At 72.0% G+C, this 17,203-nt stretch carries 13 protein-coding genes; 4 read left to right on the plus strand and 9 right to left on the minus strand.

The window, feature by feature from the left end:
• Window position 1: 1 nt before the first annotated feature.
• The 8 genes from rbsD to ABXJ52_RS29030 form a co-directional block, all read right to left on the minus strand.
• Window positions 2-391: a D-ribose pyranase gene (gene rbsD / locus ABXJ52_RS28995; RefSeq protein ID WP_367045806.1), complete on the minus strand. Its 390-nt coding sequence runs from the start codon at window positions 389-391 to the stop codon at window positions 2-4.
• Window positions 388-1,323 carry a ribokinase gene (locus tag ABXJ52_RS29000; protein WP_367045808.1) on the minus strand — a complete coding sequence of 312 codons (936 nt, stop codon included), beginning with the start codon at window positions 1,321-1,323 and terminating at the stop codon, window positions 388-390. Before ABXJ52_RS29000 ends, rbsD begins: the two co-directional genes overlap by 4 nt.
• Before the next feature lie 48 nt (window positions 1,324-1,371).
• The gene (locus ABXJ52_RS29005; protein ID WP_367045810.1) at window positions 1,372-3,318 is read right to left on the minus strand and encodes a substrate-binding domain-containing protein; all 1,947 of its coding nucleotides are present in this window, start codon (window positions 3,316-3,318) and stop codon (window positions 1,372-1,374) included.
• Entirely contained in the window at window positions 3,308-4,894 is a 1,587-nt protein-coding gene (locus tag ABXJ52_RS29010; RefSeq protein WP_367045812.1) for a sugar ABC transporter ATP-binding protein, read from the minus strand. The genes ABXJ52_RS29005 and ABXJ52_RS29010 overlap by 11 nt, the downstream gene beginning before the upstream one ends.
• On the minus strand, window positions 4,891-5,907 hold the full coding sequence (locus tag ABXJ52_RS29015) for a LacI family DNA-binding transcriptional regulator (RefSeq protein ID WP_367045814.1): 1,017 nt from the start codon (window positions 5,905-5,907) through the stop codon (window positions 4,891-4,893). The genes ABXJ52_RS29010 and ABXJ52_RS29015 overlap by 4 nt, the downstream gene beginning before the upstream one ends.
• A 156-nt stretch (window positions 5,908-6,063) precedes the next feature.
• Complete coding sequence (locus ABXJ52_RS29020) at window positions 6,064-7,338, minus strand: DUF1266 domain-containing protein (RefSeq protein ID WP_367045816.1); 1,275 nt, start codon at window positions 7,336-7,338, stop codon at window positions 6,064-6,066.
• Between the two features lie 75 nt (window positions 7,339-7,413).
• A complete protein-coding gene (locus ABXJ52_RS29025; protein WP_367045818.1) occupies window positions 7,414-8,685 on the minus strand; it encodes a cytochrome P450 in 1,272 nt (423 codons plus the stop codon).
• A complete protein-coding gene (locus ABXJ52_RS29030) occupies window positions 8,682-9,512 on the minus strand; it encodes an alpha/beta hydrolase (protein ID WP_367045819.1) in 831 nt (276 codons plus the stop codon). The genes ABXJ52_RS29025 and ABXJ52_RS29030 overlap by 4 nt, the downstream gene beginning before the upstream one ends.
• 204 nt (window positions 9,513-9,716) lie before the next feature.
• On the opposite strand from ABXJ52_RS29030, the gene ABXJ52_RS29035 reads away from it, so the two are divergent.
• The 4 genes from ABXJ52_RS29035 (at window position 9,717) to ABXJ52_RS29050 (ending at window position 15,047) form a co-directional block, all read left to right on the plus strand.
• Window positions 9,717-11,984, plus strand: coding sequence for a GTPase-associated protein 1-related protein (locus ABXJ52_RS29035; protein WP_367045820.1), 2,268 nt, complete (start codon window positions 9,717-9,719; stop codon window positions 11,982-11,984).
• 179 nt (window positions 11,985-12,163) lie between these two features.
• Entirely contained in the window at window positions 12,164-12,823 is a 660-nt protein-coding gene (locus ABXJ52_RS29040; RefSeq protein ID WP_367049343.1) for a tellurium resistance protein, read from the plus strand.
• Complete coding sequence (locus tag ABXJ52_RS29045) at window positions 12,820-13,704, plus strand: PP2C family serine/threonine-protein phosphatase (protein ID WP_367045822.1); 885 nt, start codon at window positions 12,820-12,822, stop codon at window positions 13,702-13,704. The genes ABXJ52_RS29040 and ABXJ52_RS29045 overlap by 4 nt, the downstream gene beginning before the upstream one ends.
• The gene (locus ABXJ52_RS29050) at window positions 13,698-15,047 is read left to right on the plus strand and encodes a serine/threonine-protein kinase (protein ID WP_367045824.1); all 1,350 of its coding nucleotides are present in this window, start codon (window positions 13,698-13,700) and stop codon (window positions 15,045-15,047) included. Before ABXJ52_RS29045 ends, ABXJ52_RS29050 begins: the two co-directional genes overlap by 7 nt.
• 14 nt (window positions 15,048-15,061) lie before the next feature.
• Here ABXJ52_RS29050 and ABXJ52_RS29055 read toward each other — a convergent pair whose 3' ends face one another.
• Window positions 15,062-17,203, minus strand: a complete 2,142-nt coding sequence (locus ABXJ52_RS29055; RefSeq protein ID WP_367045826.1) for a hypothetical protein — start codon at window positions 17,201-17,203, stop codon at window positions 15,062-15,064.

Below are 17,203 nucleotides of genomic sequence, written 5' to 3' on the forward strand. Positions count from 1 at the left end.
GCTAGAAGAACACTCCGCACCGCAGCAGCACGTTCGCGTACGGCGTGGCCTCGCCGGTGCGTACCACCAGGCGGGCCGTGGCCGTGCGCCGCTTGAGTTCCTCGTGGGGGACCAGGGTGAGGGGTGTGACGCGGGAGGACAGGAGAGCGGCCGTCGCCGGGTTCGCCTCATGGACCTCCGTCGCCGCCGTTCCGCCCTCCGTCACCAGCTCGGCGAGCAGCCCGTCCAGTACCTCCGCGAACGACGGGACCCCGGCCCGGAAAGCCAGGTCGACGACCCGCGGCCCCGGCGGGATGGGCATGCCCGCGTCGCAGATCAGGACCGTGTCCCCGTGGCCCAACTCGGCCAGCGCGCCGGACAGATGGCGGTTGAGGATGCCGGTCTTCTTCACGCGCCCGCCACCTCGTCCGCTGTCGGGTACGACTCCTGCGCGCCCTGCCGGGTGACCGAAGCGGCCCCCACGCGCGTCGCGTATGCCGCCGCCGTCGGGAGGTCTTCGCCCAGGCCGAGGCGCCAGGCCAGGGCCGCCGTGAACGCGTCGCCCGCGCCGGTCGTGTCCACCGCCTCCACCTTCGGGCTCGGCACCGTGACGGGGGAGCCGTCGCCGTCCGCCGTCAGTGCTCCCCGTGCGCCCAGGGTGATGACCACCGAGCGCGGGCCGAGGGCGAGCAACGCCCGCGCCCAGTCCTCGGGCGAGTCCGCGACAGCCGCGTCATCGCCCAGGACGTACCGCGCCTCGTGCTCGTTCACCACCAACGGGTCGCACGCCGCGAGGACTTCGGGCCGGAGCGGGGCCGGTGGAGAGGGGTTGAGGACGAAACGGGTGGCCGCGGGCAAGGTGCGTACGACCTCCGTGACCGACTCGATGGGGATCTCGAGCTGCGTCGAGACCACTCGGGACGCGGCGAGCAGGCTGCCCGCCGCGCGGATGTCCTCGGGTGTCAGCCGGGCGTTGGCACCCGGTGAGACCACGATGCTGTTGTCGCCCGACGGGTCGACGGTGATCAGCGCGACGCCCGTGGGCGCCCCGCCGACCAGCACGCCGACCGTGTCCGCGCCCGCCGCCCGCTGCGAGTCGAGCAGGAGCCGGCCATGGGCGTCGTCGCCGACCCGCGCGAGCAGAGCCGTGCGGGCTCCCAGCCGGGCCGCCGCGACCGACTGGTTCGCGCCCTTGCCGCCGGGGTGCGTGACGAGGTCGGAACCGAGGACCGTCTCGCCGGGGGCGGGCCGGCGCTCGACACCGATCACCAGGTCGGCGTTGGCGGACCCGACGACCAGGAGGTCGTACGTGGCGTCATCGATATGAGGCTCGCGGTCGTGCATCTGTGGGTCCAACTTCTGCTCGTACGGGGTTGAGGCAATGGAGCGCGGTCAGGAGAAGTCCGCCACGTTCTTCTTCGTGACCACCTTCACCGGGACCTTCACCGTCTCCTCGACATCCTTGCCTCGCATCGCCTTCACCGCGTTCTGTACGGCGATCCTGCCCAACTCCTTCGGCTGCTGCGCCACGGACGCGTACAGCGTGCCCGTCTCAACGGCCTTGAGTCCGTCGGGAGTTCCGTCGAAGCCGACCACCGAGACCGACTTGCCCGCCTTGTTGCCGAGCGCCTTGGCGGCGCCGAGGGCCATTTCGTCGTTCTCGGCGAAGACGCCGTTGATGCCGGGGTTGGACTGCATGAGGTTCGTCATCACGTCCAGGCCCTTGGTGCGGTCGAAGTCCGCGGGCTGGGAGGCGACGACCTTGATGCCGGGGTACTCCTTGATGCCCTCGGCGAAGCCCTTGCCGCGCTCGCGGCTCGCCGACGTGCCGGCCACGCCCTGGAGCGTGACGATCTTCCCCTTGCCGCCCAGCTTCTCCGCGAGGGTCTTCGCGGCGAGCTTGCCGCCCGCGACGTTGTCCGAGGCGACGAGCGTCGCCGCCTTCGCCTTGTTCACGCCGCGGTCGGCGGCGATCACCGGGATGTCCGACTTGTTGGCGCCGCGCACCGCCGGGCCCACCGCGTCCGAGTCGACCGGGTTGACGATGATCGACTTCATGCCTTCGCCGGTGAAGTTCTGCAGCTGGTTGGTCTGCTGTGAGGCGTCGTTCTGCGCGTCCGTCACCGTCAGGTCGACGCCCGCCTTCTTGGCCTCCGCCTGAGCGCCCTCCTTCATCTGCACGAAGAAGGGGTTGTTGAGGGTGGAGAGCGACATGCCGATCTTCGTCGACGTACCGGACGAACCGTTGTTGAAGAAGGAGACGGCGCCCACGACAGCCGCCACCAGCACCGCGGCGAGCCCGAGCTTCAGGACCTGCGGCCCCTTCTTCCCGCCACCGGCCGCCGCGCCCGTCGACGCACCCGGAGTCGCCCCCGCCTTGCGCCGCAACGTGTCGAGGAGAACGGCAAGCGCGATGACGACGCCGATCACGACCTGCTGCCAGAAGGCGGACACCGAAAGGAGGTTGAGGCCGTTGCGCAGAACCGCCAGGATCAGCGCACCGATCAGCGTGCCGGACGCCTTGCCGACGCCACCCGCCAGGCTCGCGCCGCCGATGACGACCGCCGCGATCGCGTCCAGCTCGTAACCCTGCGCGGCTTGCGGCTGCGCGGAGACCAGGCGGGAGGCGAGGACGATGCCCGCGACGGCGGCGAAGAGGCCGGACAGGCCGTAGATGACGAGTTTCTGCCGCTTCACGCGAAGCCCGGAGAGGCGGGCCGCCTCTTCGTTGCCGCCGATCGCGTACATGGAGCGGCCGATGTACGTACGGCCCAGGATGAGGGCGGTTACCAGACCCATCGCGATCATCACGATGACCGGGACCGGCAGCCAGCCGCCGATGGTGTCGCCGAGGTTGGAGACCGAGTCCGGGAACGGGATCGGGCTGCCCTGCGAGATGACCAGGGAGAGACCGCGGGCCACCGACAGCATCGCCAACGTCGCGATGAACGGCGGGAGTTTGCCGTACGAGACGAGCAGACCGTTGACGAATCCGCACGCTATGCCGGTGCCGACGGCGAGCACGATCGCGAGCCAGACCGGAAGCCCTTCGGACGTCGCCGACCAGGCCAGGACCGTCGCGGAGAGCGCGGCCACCGAGCCGACCGACAGGTCGATGCCCGCCGAGACGATCACGAAGGTGACACCGAACGCGAGGATCGCCGTGACGGCGGCCTGCACGCCCACGTTGAGCAGGTTCTGGGTGGTGAGGAAGTCGCCGGACAGCAGCGACATCGCCACCAGGAGGACGACCAGGGCGCTCAGCGCGCCGTTGTCGAGCAGCACGCGGCGCAGACCGGTGGCGCCACCCGCGTTGCTCTTCAGCGTTTCAGTGGCCACGGGAGGCCTTCCCTTCGGTTGCGTCGTTCTGTGTCGTTGCCGAGGTGTCGGCTGCCGCGGTGCTGACGGCGAGCGCCATCACCGCGTCCTGCGTCGCCTCGTCCGCCGCGAGTTCGCCCGCGATGCGGCCCTGCGCCATGACGAGCACGCGGTCGCTCATGCCGAGGACCTCGGGCAGATCGCTGGAGATCATCAGGACCGCGTGCCCGGAGGCCGTCAGTTCGTTGATGAGCTGGTAGATCTCGACCTTCGCTCCCACGTCGATGCCGCGCGTCGGCTCGTCGAGGATGAGGACCTTCGTGTCGGCGAGCAGCCACTTGCCGATGACGACCTTCTGCTGGTTGCCGCCGGACAGCGTGCGCACATGCTGGCCGAGGCCGGCCATCCGCACGCCGAGCTGCTCGGCGATCCTGGCCGCCGCGACCCGCTGCCCCTTGAGGTCCACGAGCCCGGAGCGCGTCGCCGAACGCAGCGTCACCAGACCGAGGTTCTCCTGCACGGAGGCGTCGAGCAGCAGCCCTTGCCCCTTGCGGTCCTCCGGTACGAGGCCGATGCCGGCGCCCATCGCGGCGATCACGTCGTGCCGGGGCAGCCGTTCACCGCGTACGTCGACCGAGCCCGCGTCGTACGGATCGGCGCCGAAGACGGCGCGGGCCACCTCGGTGCGTCCCGCGCCGACGAGTCCCGCGAGGCCGACGACCTCTCCGGCCCGCACCTCGAAGCTGACGTCGTGGAAGACGCCGTCGCGGGTGAGGCCCTTGACCGTGAGCAACTCGCCACCGGCGTCAGGGCGTTCACGCGGATACTGCTGCTCGATGCTGCGGCCCACCATCAGCCGTACGAGCTCGTCCTCGTCGGTCGAGGCGGGCACCTGGTCGACGCTGCGGCCGTCGCGCAGGACGGTCACGCGGTCGCCGAGTGCGGCGATCTCCTCGAGGTGATGGGTGATGAAGACGACGCCCACGCCGTCCGCGCGCAACTGCCGCACGATCGCGAAGAGTTTGTCGACCTCCTCGCTCGTCAGGACGGCCGTCGGCTCGTCCATGATCAGGACACGGGCCTCCAGGCTGAGCGCCTTGGCGATCTCCACCATCTGGAGCCGGGCGATGCCCAGTTCACGGACCTTGGCGCGCGGGGAGACCTGGACGCCGACCCGCTTCAGGAGCTCCTCGGCGGCCGACTCCATCGCCTTGCGGTCGATCATCCCGAAGCGGCGCGGCTGGCGGCCCAGGAAGATGTTCTCGGCGACGGTGAGGTCGGGTACGAGGTTGAACTCCTGGTAGATCGTGGCGATGCCGAGCCGTTCCGCGTCCTGGGCGCCGTGGATGCGGGTTTCCTTCCCGTCCACGAGGATGCGGCCGCTGTCGGGGCGGTAGGCGCCGGAGAGCATCTTGATGAGCGTGCTCTTGCCCGCGCCGTTCTCGCCGAGCAGGACATGCACCTCACCGCGGCGCAGGTCGAAGTCGACCGAGTCGAGCGCGACGACGCCGGGGAAGGTCTTGCGTATCCCCTCGATGCGCAGCAACTCGTCGGGGCCGCGGTCGGCGCCGCGCGGCAACTCGTCCGCTGTACTCACGTGTTGCTCCTCCGGTCGGTGGGGGACTCGCCGCAGGAGCGGCGTACGACGAGACGGGCGGGCAGGGTCACGGACCGCGGGCTCCTGCCCTCGATCAGGTCGACCAGGGCCTGCACCGCCGCCCGGCCCAGATCGCCGGTCGGCTGGGCGATGGCGGTGATCGGCGGGTCGGTGTGCACGAACCACGGGATGTCGTCGAAGGCGGCGAGCGCGATGTCGTGCGGCACGCGAAGGCCGCGCGCGCGGATCGCGTCGAGCGCGCCGAGGGCCATCAGGTTGTCCGCGGCGAAGATGGCGTCGGGCGGCTCGGGCAGCGCGAGGAACCGCTCGGTGGCGCGCAGCCCGCTGTCGGCCTGGAAGTCGCCCTGCCCGATGTACTCGGCGGGCAGCGGGAGCCCGTACGCGGCGAGTGCGTCGCGGAACGCTTCGACGCGCTCGCTGCCGGTGGTGGTGGCCGCGGGCCCGGCGATGATCGCGAGCCTGCGGTGGCCGATCGTGTGCAGGTGGGCGACCAGGTCCCGGACGGCTTCGCGGCCGTCGGCGCGGACGACGGGGACGTCCACGCCCGGGATCCAGCGGTCCACGAAGACCATCGGGGTGCTGGAGCGCGCGGTGTCGAGCATCAGCGGGGAGCCGCCGTCGGTGGGGGAGACCAGGAGCCCGTCGATCCGCCGGTCCAGGAGCGTGCGCACATGGTGGTCCTGCAGCTCGGGACGCTCGTCGGCGTTGCCGATGATCACGCTGTAGCCAAGTGCGCGGGCCGCCTCCTCGACGGAACGGGCAAGGGCCGTGAAGTACGGGTTCAGCACGTCGCTGATGACCAGGCCGAGCGTGCGGGTCTGGGCGGTGCGCAGGGAACGGGCGACCGCGTTCGGGCGGTAGCCGAGGCTCTCCGTCGCGGCGATGACGCGGGCACGGGCGGCCGGGCTGACCGAGGGGTGATCGTTCAGGACGCGCGAGACCGTGGCGACGGATACGCCTGCCTCGGCCGCGACGTCCTTGATGCTCGCCATCGCCGCTCCACCTCCTCGTGGAATCGATTACACGGAGGATTGGAATCGATTACACGGGCAGGTGGCAAGACCCTGACGGGGCAGCGAGACCAGATTGTGATGCGGGGCGCTCAGGTGAGCGGGACGATCACAGGCGCCCCGCGGGTCGCTACCGGATCAGTGGAACGGCACCGTCAGCCACGGGCTGTCCGGGTCCGAGACCAGCTCGCGGTGCGCCTGGAGGACGGTCGTGTACCAGTCCCCGAACTGCTCGTCGTCGAAATGGAGGCATCGCCCGAGGACGTAGCCGGCGGAGAACTCCTCCCACGAGGTGTACGCCGACCGGGCCGCGCGGCTCGCCTGCTCGATCGCAGCCTCCAGCTCGGCGTGGGTCGCGTACCGGGCGCCGCGCCCCCAGCGGGCCATCTTCGACGCGCGCCCGATGTCCCAGGCCGCGACGGTGCGGACATGGCCGTCGGGCGGTAGGAGTTCGTCGGCCCTGAAGCGGGACTCGTAGCGGATGATCTTGCCGACGAGGCCGCGCAGCGCGGCGACGAAGTCGTCCAGCTCGGGGTCGTCGCCCGGCTTGTGCGCGACATCGTGGCCGCCGGTCTCGGCCATGCGGTCGCGGATCGTCACCTCCACGCACTGACGCCACAGCTCCGGGTCGACACGCGGGCCGAACTGCTCGATCAGCGACGTACGGGCGCCGAGGACGAAGTCCCAGTACCAGGGGCTGACTTCACGGTTCAGGAGCCGCTCCTGCGTGTCGAGCCAGTCCTCGCGGCCGTGTACGCCCCACCACTCCGCGAGGCGCTCCACCTCCGAGTCGTACCCCGCGCCGTGCCAGTCCAGGGTGTTCCAGGCGTCGCCGTTGGCGAAGCAGAGGTGGGCGCCGCAGGCCAGGCCGTGCAGCAGGGCGGGGGACTCCGGGGCGCCGGTGCGGCGGGTGTCGATGCGGTCGTGCAGGCGGCCGTCGACGTAGAGGTCCGCGTGCAGGTCCGCCCAGACGTCCCGTTCCTCGTCCGTCGTCAGATAGAACTGCTGGCAGGGGGTGGCCGCGTTGACCACCAACAGGTCGATGTCGTCGGGCAGTTCGTCGGCGAGCGTGCCCAGCGTGACGAACTCGTACACCACCTCGGGGTGCGGGCGCGGGAGAAGACCGACGGTGTACATCTGCGCGATCCGGCGGCCGTCGGGGATGTCGACGGTGAGGACCGGGCGCTCGGTCGCACCCGGCACGATGTCGGCCGCCGCCACCGGGCGGTACAGACCCGTGACGGCTATCGCCCGCAGATAGGTGTAGCCGTCGTCGGCCTCGCACAGTTCGTACAGGTGCTCTTCGAGGTCGGCCGGCGCCCGCCAGGGGGTGCCGTCGTCGGGAGCCTCGGCGCTCGGGAAGATGTCGTCGTGGTTCTCGTCCTCGGTTGCGGGGACGGCTGCGCCGTGCATGCGGGAGTCTCCGTGGTCGACGGCGCGCGGGCTCGCGCGCGGGGTTCGCGGTGGATCTTGAACCGTATCCGATGGCTAACGTGCCCTCGGCACGTGGACCGGCACCGACTTGAGCCCGTTGATGAAGTTGGAGACAAGGCGCCGCGGCGCTCCGGCCAGCTCCGGAGGCGCGGGCCACGCGTCACGGAACTCCTCGTACAGGACGCGGAGTTGGAGACGTGCGAAGTGTGCGCCCAGGCAGACGTGCGGGCCATCGCCGAAGGATACGTGGGGGTTGGGGGAGCGGGAGAGGTCGAGCCGGTGCGGGTTCGCGAAGACGCGTTCGTCGTGGTTGGCGGAGGCGTGGAAGACGACCACCTTGTCCCCGGCGCGGATGGTCCGGTTCGCCAGGATGGTGTCCTTGGCGGCTGTCCGGCGGAAGGTGAGGACCGGGGGGTGGTGACGCAGGAGTTCGTCCACGGTCGTGGAGATCGGGGCGTCGCCCTCGCGGAAGCGGCGGTACTCGTCCGGGTGCTCGGCGAACGCGAGGAGACCACCGGGCGCCGCACCGCGCACGGTGTCGTTGCCCGCGACGGTGAGCAGGAAGAAGAACATCTCCAGCTCGGGGGCGGTCAGTTCGGGGTCGGTCGCGAGGGTGGTCATGATGTCGTCGGCGGGTACGCGGCGCTTGTGTGCCGCGAGGTCGCGCGCGTAGTCGAACATGTCGCGCAGCATCGCCGGTGAGCGGGGGTTGACCGGCTTGCCGTCAGGGCCGAGCGTCAACGTCCCTGCCTCTTCCGGGTCCTGGTAACCGATCACGCGCTGGGTCCAGTGCAGCAGCAGGCCACGGTCGCTCTCCGGAACGCCGAGGAGGTCGGCGAGGTTGAGCAGGGCGTAGTCGTCGGTGACGGCGGAGACGAGATCGCAACTGCCATCGGAGTCACCGGCCCGGTCAGCGGCCGACGCGAGCAGGGCGCGGGCCCGTTGGCGTACCAGGGACTCGAAGCGTTCGACGCGCTTGGGCGTGAACGCACGGCTCACCATCCTCCGTAACCTGCCGTGTGCGGAGGGATCCTGATTGAGCATCATGCGTCGGATGAACGGCAGGTCGTCCGGGTCCGGGTCGCGGATCTGCGTGGCGCCGAGGTACGACGAGTACGTGGCGGAGTCCCTGAGTACCCGGACGACGTCCTGGTGCCGGGTCACCGCCCAGAAGCCGGGGCCCGCAGGCCAGTCGAGCACGCGCGGCTCGTTCTGCCAGGCGACGGGGCACCGGTCGCGCAGGATGCGATAGCGGTCGTGCGGCACCCCGGCGGCGTACTGCCGAGGGTCGAACACGTCCGGAACTGCGGTCAGTTCGGTGCTCACGAAGGGCTGTCTCCACTCACTCGGTCACTCTCGCCGTCCTTGCGCAGAAAGTCCTCCACGGCGCGGATGAGGGCCAGCGGCGTCTCGTCCATCGCGTAGTGGCCCGCCTGGGGGAGTTCGGTGAGTTCCGCGCGCGCGTACCAGCGCAGCCAGGTCCGGCGCATCAGCTCCGCTCCCAGCGCGGGGTCCAGCTCCCCGACCACCGCGAGCGCCGGCACGGTCGAGCCCTCGATCCGGTCGTGGAAGTCCTCGCCCGCCCAGGAGTCGAGCCAAGCGCGGAAGGCCTTCGCGTCGCTCACCTCCAGTGAGCGCTCCACCATGCGGTCGAGCCAGGCCGCCGGCCGTGCGCCGCCGGTGGTGACATCGATGATCGCGCGCCGGTTGCCCGGCAGCCGGTCGGCCTCGGCGAACAATTCCCACTGTTCCGGAGGCAGTTCGAGGCCGGAGGCGGGCACGGGCGAGACGCCGACCAGCCTGCGGACCCGATGCGGTGCGATCGCGAGGACCCGCTGGGCGACGCTGCCGCCCATGGAGTGGCCGATCAGCGAGAAGCGGTCCCAGCCGAGGAGGTCCGCCAGGGCGACGACATCGGCGGCCCCCTCGGAGGTCGTCCAGGCACCGGCGGCGTCCTTCGCCTCCCCGTATCCGCGTAGATCGACCACCGCGTACTGGAACGACGCGCGGTCGAGGTCCGCGAGCACCGGCGCGAACGCCGAGCGGTCGGCGAACCAGCCATGCACGGCGATCACCTTGTGGGGGCCGTCGCCCAGGAGGGCGTGCGGGAGCTGGAAGGACGGGGAGGAGGCCATGTCGACTCCGATCACCATGCGGAAGGCGTCTTGAGGAAGTGGCCGCGCGTGCCGGCCCGGGACCACGTTGGACCCAACCCCTCGGGGCCGCAAGGGTGCACCGCGGTGCACTGGCGCGCACCGCCTCTCCGGAGAGCGGAGCGTGGTGCGAGTGATGACCGAGGAAGGTGAAAACTTGGCGGACGGCCTGCGATCGAGGCGCGCGGATGGTCACAATGTGGCATGGCCATCCGCCGACGCAGCTATCGGCTCGACGAGGAGCCGGTCACCGGAGCCGTCCGTCTGATCCCCGCGCAGGCGGGGCCGCAGGAGCAGGAGAGCGAACAGACCCCGGAATCATCCGACGTGGCCGAGTATGTGCGCGCCGTCGGCCATCGTGCGGGACTCAGCCGCAGCAGACTCCCCGGGGGCGGCGCGCTCCTGTGCGCCACCGTCGACGCGGGGCGCCGGGTCGACGCCGTGTGCGTCGACGCGCTCGATGAACTTCCGCTGCCCGCGCTGGACTTGGCGACCGAGCAACTCGTCGGCTTCGCCCGCGAGAACGCCCCCCGGGTCGAGCCTTTCCTCGCCGACGTGCGCCGGTTGTTCGACGAGCGGGCCGGACGGCAGATCATCGTCGCCGAACACGACCCGCTGACGGTGGCCCACTGGGTCGCGCTCGCCTGTGCCTCGCTCCCCGGACCGTACGCGTCATCGCTGACGTTCAGCACATGGACGGCGCAGCCGCGGCGCGCGCCGCAGCAGATCCTCGGCATCGGCCCGGACGCCGACTTCGACCGGTTCGACGGCACGACGCTCGACCACCTCTACCGCGTCCACGACGGTATCGGCGGCCAGGGAAGCACCCCGATACCCGACACCTGGGCCGAGGTGACCGCCCGGCAGTGGATCGAGGGGACACCACCCGAACCGGGCGCCGATGACGACCCGTTCGCGCTGACGCGACCGACCCTCGACGTACGGCAGTTGGCCGCGATGTCCGGTGACACCCGCCGGGAGATCGTCCGTGCCCATGCCGCAGCCGTGGCCGAGCAGAGCGCCGGCAGCCCTCTCGTCGACGAGCTGTACACCCTGTGCCAGGAGCTCGGCGCACAGGACCGCGCCGCCGCCGAACCCCTCGCCCTCGCCCTGGCCCGGCACTACGTCTCCGTGGCCGAGGACCAGGACACGCTGCCCGACCTGGCCGCCTGCGAACGGCTGCCGCTGAGCGCGGGGGCCTGGCTGCGGCTGCGCGGGGAGTTCGGCGGGCGCGCGGACGACGAGCTGCGCCGCAGACTGCGCGCCCCCATGGGGACCTGGACCGAGCCCTTGCGGCTCGCGCTCGCCCTGGGCGCGGACGCGGGGCGCGGGCTGGACGAGGCCATGCGGCGGCTCGCCACGGCCCTGCTCAACCCCGGGCGGCGCGAGTGCGCCGAAGCCGTCGAGGTCCTGGAGGCGCTGGGCCACACCGGTCTGGACCGGCGGGTCCTGAAGCTGCTCGCGCAGGACCTCACCGACCCGAAACTGGACCGGCTGCGTGACTTCGCCAACGCGCCGCAGGGAGCGTGGCTCCTGCGGCACATCGACGACGCCCCCCTGCCCCTGCGCCTCGCCGAAGCCGCCACGCGCGCGAAGAGAGAGCCCGGCGGACCGCGGGGCGCCGACCTCTTCGACGCGCTGACCGAAATGCTGCCGGGGCGGCGGGTGCGCGATGCCGAGACGCTGAGGCTGATGTGGCGGCTGGTGTGGGGCGGGCGGCAGCCCGACCGCGTCGACATGATGCGGCTCGCGCGGACCTGCACGGCGCGCCTGATCATCGACGCGGGCTACGGCATCCGTCTCGTGGGCCTGCTCATGGAGCCGGAGCGGGTCGACGCCGAGCTGGTGGACCTGGCCAGGGCTCTGCAGGCCCTGCGCCTCGGCCCGCGTGAGCGCGCCACCGCCAAACTCCTCGTACTGGCCGAGGACTTCGCCGACAAGCGCGTGCCCGCGGACCGCGCCGTCGGCGAGCTCGGCACCACCCTGCGGCGTGCGTCCCCCGTCCACGTCGTCCTGCGCAGGGGAGTGGACGAGCTGGTCGCGCGGGGTCTCGCCAGGGTGGACCCGGCCGACCTGTACCGCTCGGGGGCGCTGGGCGTCCTGATGGCGGCGGAGGGCAACGTGCTGCGGGCGTACCGCTCTCACCTGCTCGACAACGGCGCATGCGAGCGTCTGGTCCACGCACTGCCGCACCACCCCGCTCACATCGCCGCGCTCTACAACGCGTGGCGGCCCCGCCAAGGGCGTGGGATCACGGTGGAGTGGCAGCGGGTCTCCGAGGAGCTGCTCGCGCGGATTCTCGCCCCCGTGCTGCCCCGGCTCCAAGACCTGGCGCTCGACCAGGTCGCCACGGAGCTGGCCCGGCTCGCGGAGGGGCGGGGGCAGCAGTGCCTCCAGGAATGGAACGCGTGGCGCAACCGGCAGGCGGAGGCGCAGGGGCCACCTAGACCGCAAGGCCCACCGAGACAGTAAAGCCCCCGAGACCGTACGGCCCCCCGAGACCGTAAGGCCTCACCTCCTGACACCTCTTCCACAGACGACCGACCCCTGTTCCACAGACGACGCGCGAGAGGACCAGCGTGAGGAAGACCAGCGACACCAGTGTCACCGTCGAGGCGCAAGCCGCCGCCGACAACTTCCCCGGCGGAAGCATGGCCAACCGCCCCGTGCACTTCATCTGGATGCTCGACTGCTCGGGCTCCATGGGCGTGAACGGCAAGATCGGCGAACTGAACTTCGCCATCCGCGAGGCCATCCCCGAGATGCAACAGGCCGCCGAGTCCAACCCGGCCGCCTCGCTGCTCGTGCGGGCCATCTCCTTCGCCAGCGGCGCGAGTTGGCACGTGGGTGAGCCGACCCCGGTGGACCGGTTCTCCTGGGAGGACGTGCACACGTACGGCGGCACCGACATGGGCGCCGCGTTCAAACTCGCGGCGGGCGCGCTGCAGACACCGCCGATGCCGCAGCGCGCGCTGCCCCCGGTCCTCGCGCTCGCATCCGACGGGCAGCCCACCGACGACTGGCGCGCGGGCCTGCGGGAGATCGACGCGACGCCGTGGGGCAAGCGTGCCGTGCGGGTCGCGGTGGCCATCGGGGACGACGCGGACAAGAGCATGCTCAAGGAGTTCCTCGGCAACCCAGAGCTGGAGCCCCTGCAGGCCAAGAACCCCCGCCAGCTCGCCGCCGCCATCCGGTGGATGTCGACAGCCGTCGTCAAGGACGCGTCGACGCCGAAGGTCGAGGACGCCAGGCCCGCGTCCCCGCTCGGCCCGGCGCCGCTGACCAAGGACGACGAAGACGACATCTGGTGAACGGCCCCTCGACACCGGCAGGCACCCAGCGGGCGACCGACAGCTGGGCCCTGCTCAGCGCCACGGTCAAAGGGGTCGGCAAGAAGTACAGCCAGGACAGCTGCGGAGCCCTCTCCGTCGCCGAGGGGCGCGCCGCGGTGCTCACCGTCGCCGACGGCCATGGCTCCGCCGCCCACTTCCGCAGCGACTTCGGCTCCCGGTGGGCCGTCGAGGAGTTCACCGCGTGCGCGGAGGGCTTCGCGCGGGAGGCCGTGCGGGTGGGCGCCGACGCGACGGGCTGGAACGGCCTGCGCGCCGAGGCCCGCAGGCTGCCGCAGCAGGTGGCGCACCGCTGGCGCGAGCGCGCGCTCCTGCACGACTGCAACTCCCCGGCGCACGGCGCACGCCGCCTGACGGCCCCGGCCGACGAGCCGCCCGACCTCGCCGTGTACGGGAGCACGCTCATAGGCGCCGTCGTCACTCAAACCATGCTGTTCTGCTGGCAGTTGGGCGACGGGGACATCGTCCTCGTCGACGCGGAAGGCACCCCGCACACACCGCTCTCGACAGGACCCGACATGGGGGACGAGACGGACTCGCTGTGCGAGCCCGAGCCCTGGCGCAAGATGCGGTCGCACTGGCAGCCCTTCACCGGGGGCGCGCCACCGGTCGTGCTCCTGTCCACCGACGGCCTCTCCAAGAGCTTCGCCGACCACCAGGGGTTCCTGGACTTCGCCACCGGCGTCACCGAACGCGCCGCGGGGCAGGGCGTGCCCGCGGTGCAGGCGCAGCTCGCGGACTGGCTGGAGCGGGCCGCCAAGTACTCCGGTGACGACACCACGTTCGTGGGCGCCTTCGCGGCCACCGCACTAGCTGAGACCGAGAGAGGAACCGCATGGTGAACGGCATGCTCGCCGCCGGAAAGACCCTGGTGGCCGAGTCGGGGGAGAAGGTCAAGGTCGCCGAACTCTTCGGCTCCGGCGGCCAGGGCGAGGTCTACCGCGTGACGACGCCACAGGGCGACCGCGCGCTGAAGTGGTACTACCCGCAGCTGGCCGACGCCCGCCAGCGGCAGATCCTCGAAGGGCTCATCGCGCGCGGCTGGAGCGACGACCGCTTCCTGTGGCCCACGGCGATCGTCCTCGACCCGGAGGGCAGCCAGCCGGGCTTCGGCTATCTCATGGACGTACGCCCTTCGCGCTTCCAGGACCTGCCCGCACTGTTCCGCCGCGACCCGTCGGTGTCGGCGGCGACGATGCGCACGCTGGTCACCGTGGCGCTGCACACCGTCGAGGCGTACAGATCGCTGCACTCCAGGGGCATCGCCTACCGCGACATCAACTGGGGGAACATCTTCTTCGACCCGCGCACCGGGGACGTGCTGGTGTGCGACAACGACAACGCGGTGGTGGAGGGCGAGTCCGCCGCGGTCGCGGGGACGATGGACTTCATGGCGCCCGAACTGGTCCGCCGCGACAAAGGGGTGCAGCCCGGCACCCAGACCGACCTGCACTCGCTGGCCGTCCTGCTCTTCCTGCTCCTGATGAACGACCACCCGTTCAACGGCGCGCAGGCCCTGCAGATCCGCTGCATGGACGAGGCCGCCAAACGGCGTCTCTACGGCACCGACCCCGTCTTCGTCTACGACCCGTCCGACGCCCGCAACCGGCCCGTCCCCGACGAGCAGCCGACCGTGGTCGCCACCTGGGGAGCGCTGCCGCCGATCCTGCGGGACCTGTTCATCCGTACCTTCACGGAGGGGGTACGGACACCGGTCAAGCGGGTCCGCGAGTCGCAGTGGTGCCACGCCCTGAGCCAGGTCCTCGACGCCATCACCCAGTGCGGCTCCTGCGGCAAGCAGAACCTCACGCAGCCGGACGGCGCCGCCCCCGACTGCTGGAAATGCGGTCGTACGCTGGTGCTGCCGCCGCGGCTCGAACTGGTCACCGGTACGGGGACCTCGCGCACCCGGCGCGGCATCAGGCTCGCCCCGAGCGCGCGGGTCTACGCCCATCACCTCGTCGAGTATCCCGACCGGCACGACTTCCGGGCCGTCGTGGGCGAGGTGACCGCACACCCGCAGAACCCGGGAAGGTTCGGCCTCACCAACCACACCAAGGACGTGTGGACCGCGCGGAAGGACGACGGGACCGTGCGGGACGTGGAGCCCGGCCGGACCATCGCGCTGCGGGAGGGACTGCTGCTCGAGTTCGGGGGCGGGGCCGAGGCGGAGGTCCGGGGCTAGGCGGAGGTCCGCGGCTAGGCGGGGCGAGAGGACGCGGGCGGCTGCTTCGTGCGCCACCGCCGCCACCACGTCCGCCACCAGGGGGTGGGCGCCGGCGGGAGCGGTGGTGGCGCGGCGGGCAGCACGGCCCGCGCGGACGGCGCGCCGATGGCCACGGCGTCCGGCCTCGGCAGCGCGGTCACGGTGAACCGGCACTCCGCCGGGGAGACCTGGAGCGCCACGGGGCGCCCGGAGACGTGCTGGCTGCGTGCCACGCGCCGCTCACCGCCGCGCAGCCCGTCCTCCCAGGAGATGAGGGTGAGGACGGCGGGCTCGGGCCACGCGAACCGCAGCTCGGCGCGGTCGGCGGCCACGCGCCGCACCTCCAAGTCCCGTACCTCCCCCTGGTGTTCGACCACCACGTTCGGTCCGGATACCGCGCGGTCGCCGAGCACGCTCACGGCCGTCATCCGCAGCCGCTCACGGGGCGGCGGCAGCACGTCGACGGAGGTCGGCGGCGTGCCGTCGGGCGGGCCAAGGCGGCCCACGTGCTCGGACACGTCGGCGCCGGCCGGCACGGGATGAGCGAACCACGGCACCAGGTGGGCATCCCCGCGGGCGGGCGGACGCCACGCGACACGTACACGACCGTCGTCGAGGCGCCGTACGGAGAGCTCCTCCACCGGCGACGGCCAGCGTTCGACACGGGCGGTGACCGTACGCCCCGGTGACCGGACGAGCCGCCCGCCGGGGCCGGCGTACGCGCACCGGACCTCGTAGACGTAGCCGCCCACGGCGAGCGGCGTGTCCAGGAGCCGGTCGTGCTCGCAGAACACCCGCTGCCCGGGGCCGTTGTCGCCCTCGGCCCTCCGCACGGCACTGACCTCCAGGGCCGAGGGGTCCGGCAGCCACCGCAGCCGCACGCCGTCCGGCACCGCTTCGACGCGCAGCTGCGTGACGTCCGGGGTGAGCAGCACCTGCGCGGTGACGCGCGGGATCCCGGCGATGCGGTCCCCGCGCATCGGGAACACGGCGTAGCGCAGCGGACGCCCGGTGGGGGGATCGAGGTCGGCCCGTGCGAGGGCGGTGTCGTCGGCGGACACCTCGACGGCGAGTTCGGGAGCGCCGTCGGGGTACCGCAGCACGCGGTACGACACCGGGGAGGTGCCCGGGCGCGAGTGCGTGTGCGTGTCCCGGCCGTGCCCGCTCGGGGCGCGCCAGGAGAGTCGTACGGTCCGTTCGCCGACGGCGGCCGTCACCTCCGACTCCGGTGAGGTGGTGGGGGCGTCGGCCAGAAGCGCGGCCACGCGCAGGAGTCCGGCCCGCGCGTCCACGTCGTCGCGGGCCTGCCGCAGGGCGTCGAGCCAGGCGCCGGCCGCGCCACGGAGGTCGCCCTTGCCCGTCAACTCATCTGCTGTGCGGCAGAGTTGGCTGACGGCGGCCGCCCGGGATCGAAGCGTGCCGAGCAGCGCGGACAGTACGTGATCCGTGGCCGCCGGGGCGAGCAGCTCCGCGAGCCGTTCGGCCTCGCGCAGACCGGTGCCGGGCCAGACGTCGTTGAGGGTCTCGGCGGCGTTCCGGGCCTCTCCGGCCGTCGGGAAACGGACGGCGGAGACGGCGTCCGCGAGCGGCCCGGCCTCGGCGTGGTGCACTCCGAGGGCGACGGCGTGCGCGGCAGAGGGAGGTGTGCGGGAGGCCCCGCCCTTACCCTCCGCGACGCTGTCGACCAGCCGGCAGCACAACTCCCACAGGACGATGCGGCGCAGGCCCATCGGGTCGTCGCGCACGACGGTCTCCAGGGTGTCCACGACGGCGGCCACGTCCAGGGCGCGCGGGTACCCGGAGGCCATCCACTGGGCGCGGCACTCCTGGACGTACGCCAGGTCGGCGCGCCGCCACAGGCCGCCGCGGGCGGGGAACCACAGGCCGTCGAGGATGCGGAAGCCGTCGTCGGTCTCCGCCTGCGGCAGCGTGCCGAAGAGCGCCTGCGTCGACTGCCCCGAAGCGTTCGCGGGAGCGGGAGCGCGGAGGGCGTCGGCGGCGTGCCGGAAGCCCAGTTTCCTGATCTCCGCGTGCAGTTGGACGTAGCCGCGCATCGCGGGGAAGGCGGGGAGGCTCGGCAGGGGGAGCCTGGAGATGTCGTCCGGCGGGCGCTCGCCGGGGAGCCAGTTCGTCAT

Source organism: Streptomyces sp. Je 1-332, from assembly GCF_040730185.1.
Taxonomy (GTDB): domain Bacteria; phylum Actinomycetota; class Actinomycetes; order Streptomycetales; family Streptomycetaceae; genus Streptomyces.

What these genes read in the sequence shown, in the direction of transcription:
- ABXJ52_RS29000 (WP_367045808.1), bottom strand. Translation starts at nt 1,323, where the DNA reads ATGCACGACCGCGAGCCTCATATCGATGACGCCACGTACGACCTCCTG.
- ABXJ52_RS29015 (WP_367045814.1), bottom strand. Translation starts at nt 5,907, where the DNA reads ATGGCGAGCATCAAGGACGTCGCGGCCGAGGCAGGCGTATCCGTCGCC.
- ABXJ52_RS29020 (WP_367045816.1), bottom strand. Translation starts at nt 7,338, where the DNA reads ATGCACGGCGCAGCCGTCCCCGCAACCGAGGACGAGAACCACGACGAC.
- ABXJ52_RS29030 (WP_367045819.1), bottom strand. Translation starts at nt 9,512, where the DNA reads ATGGTGATCGGAGTCGACATGGCCTCCTCCCCGTCCTTCCAGCTCCCG.
- ABXJ52_RS29035 (WP_367045820.1), top strand. Translation starts at nt 9,717, where the DNA reads ATGGCCATCCGCCGACGCAGCTATCGGCTCGACGAGGAGCCGGTCACC.
- ABXJ52_RS29040 (WP_367049343.1), top strand. Translation starts at nt 12,164, where the DNA reads ATGGCCAACCGCCCCGTGCACTTCATCTGGATGCTCGACTGCTCGGGC.
- ABXJ52_RS29050 (WP_367045824.1), top strand. Translation starts at nt 13,698, where the DNA reads ATGGTGAACGGCATGCTCGCCGCCGGAAAGACCCTGGTGGCCGAGTCG.
- ABXJ52_RS29055 (WP_367045826.1), bottom strand. Translation starts at nt 17,203, where the DNA reads ATGACGAACTGGCTCCCCGGCGAGCGCCCGCCGGACGACATCTCCAGG.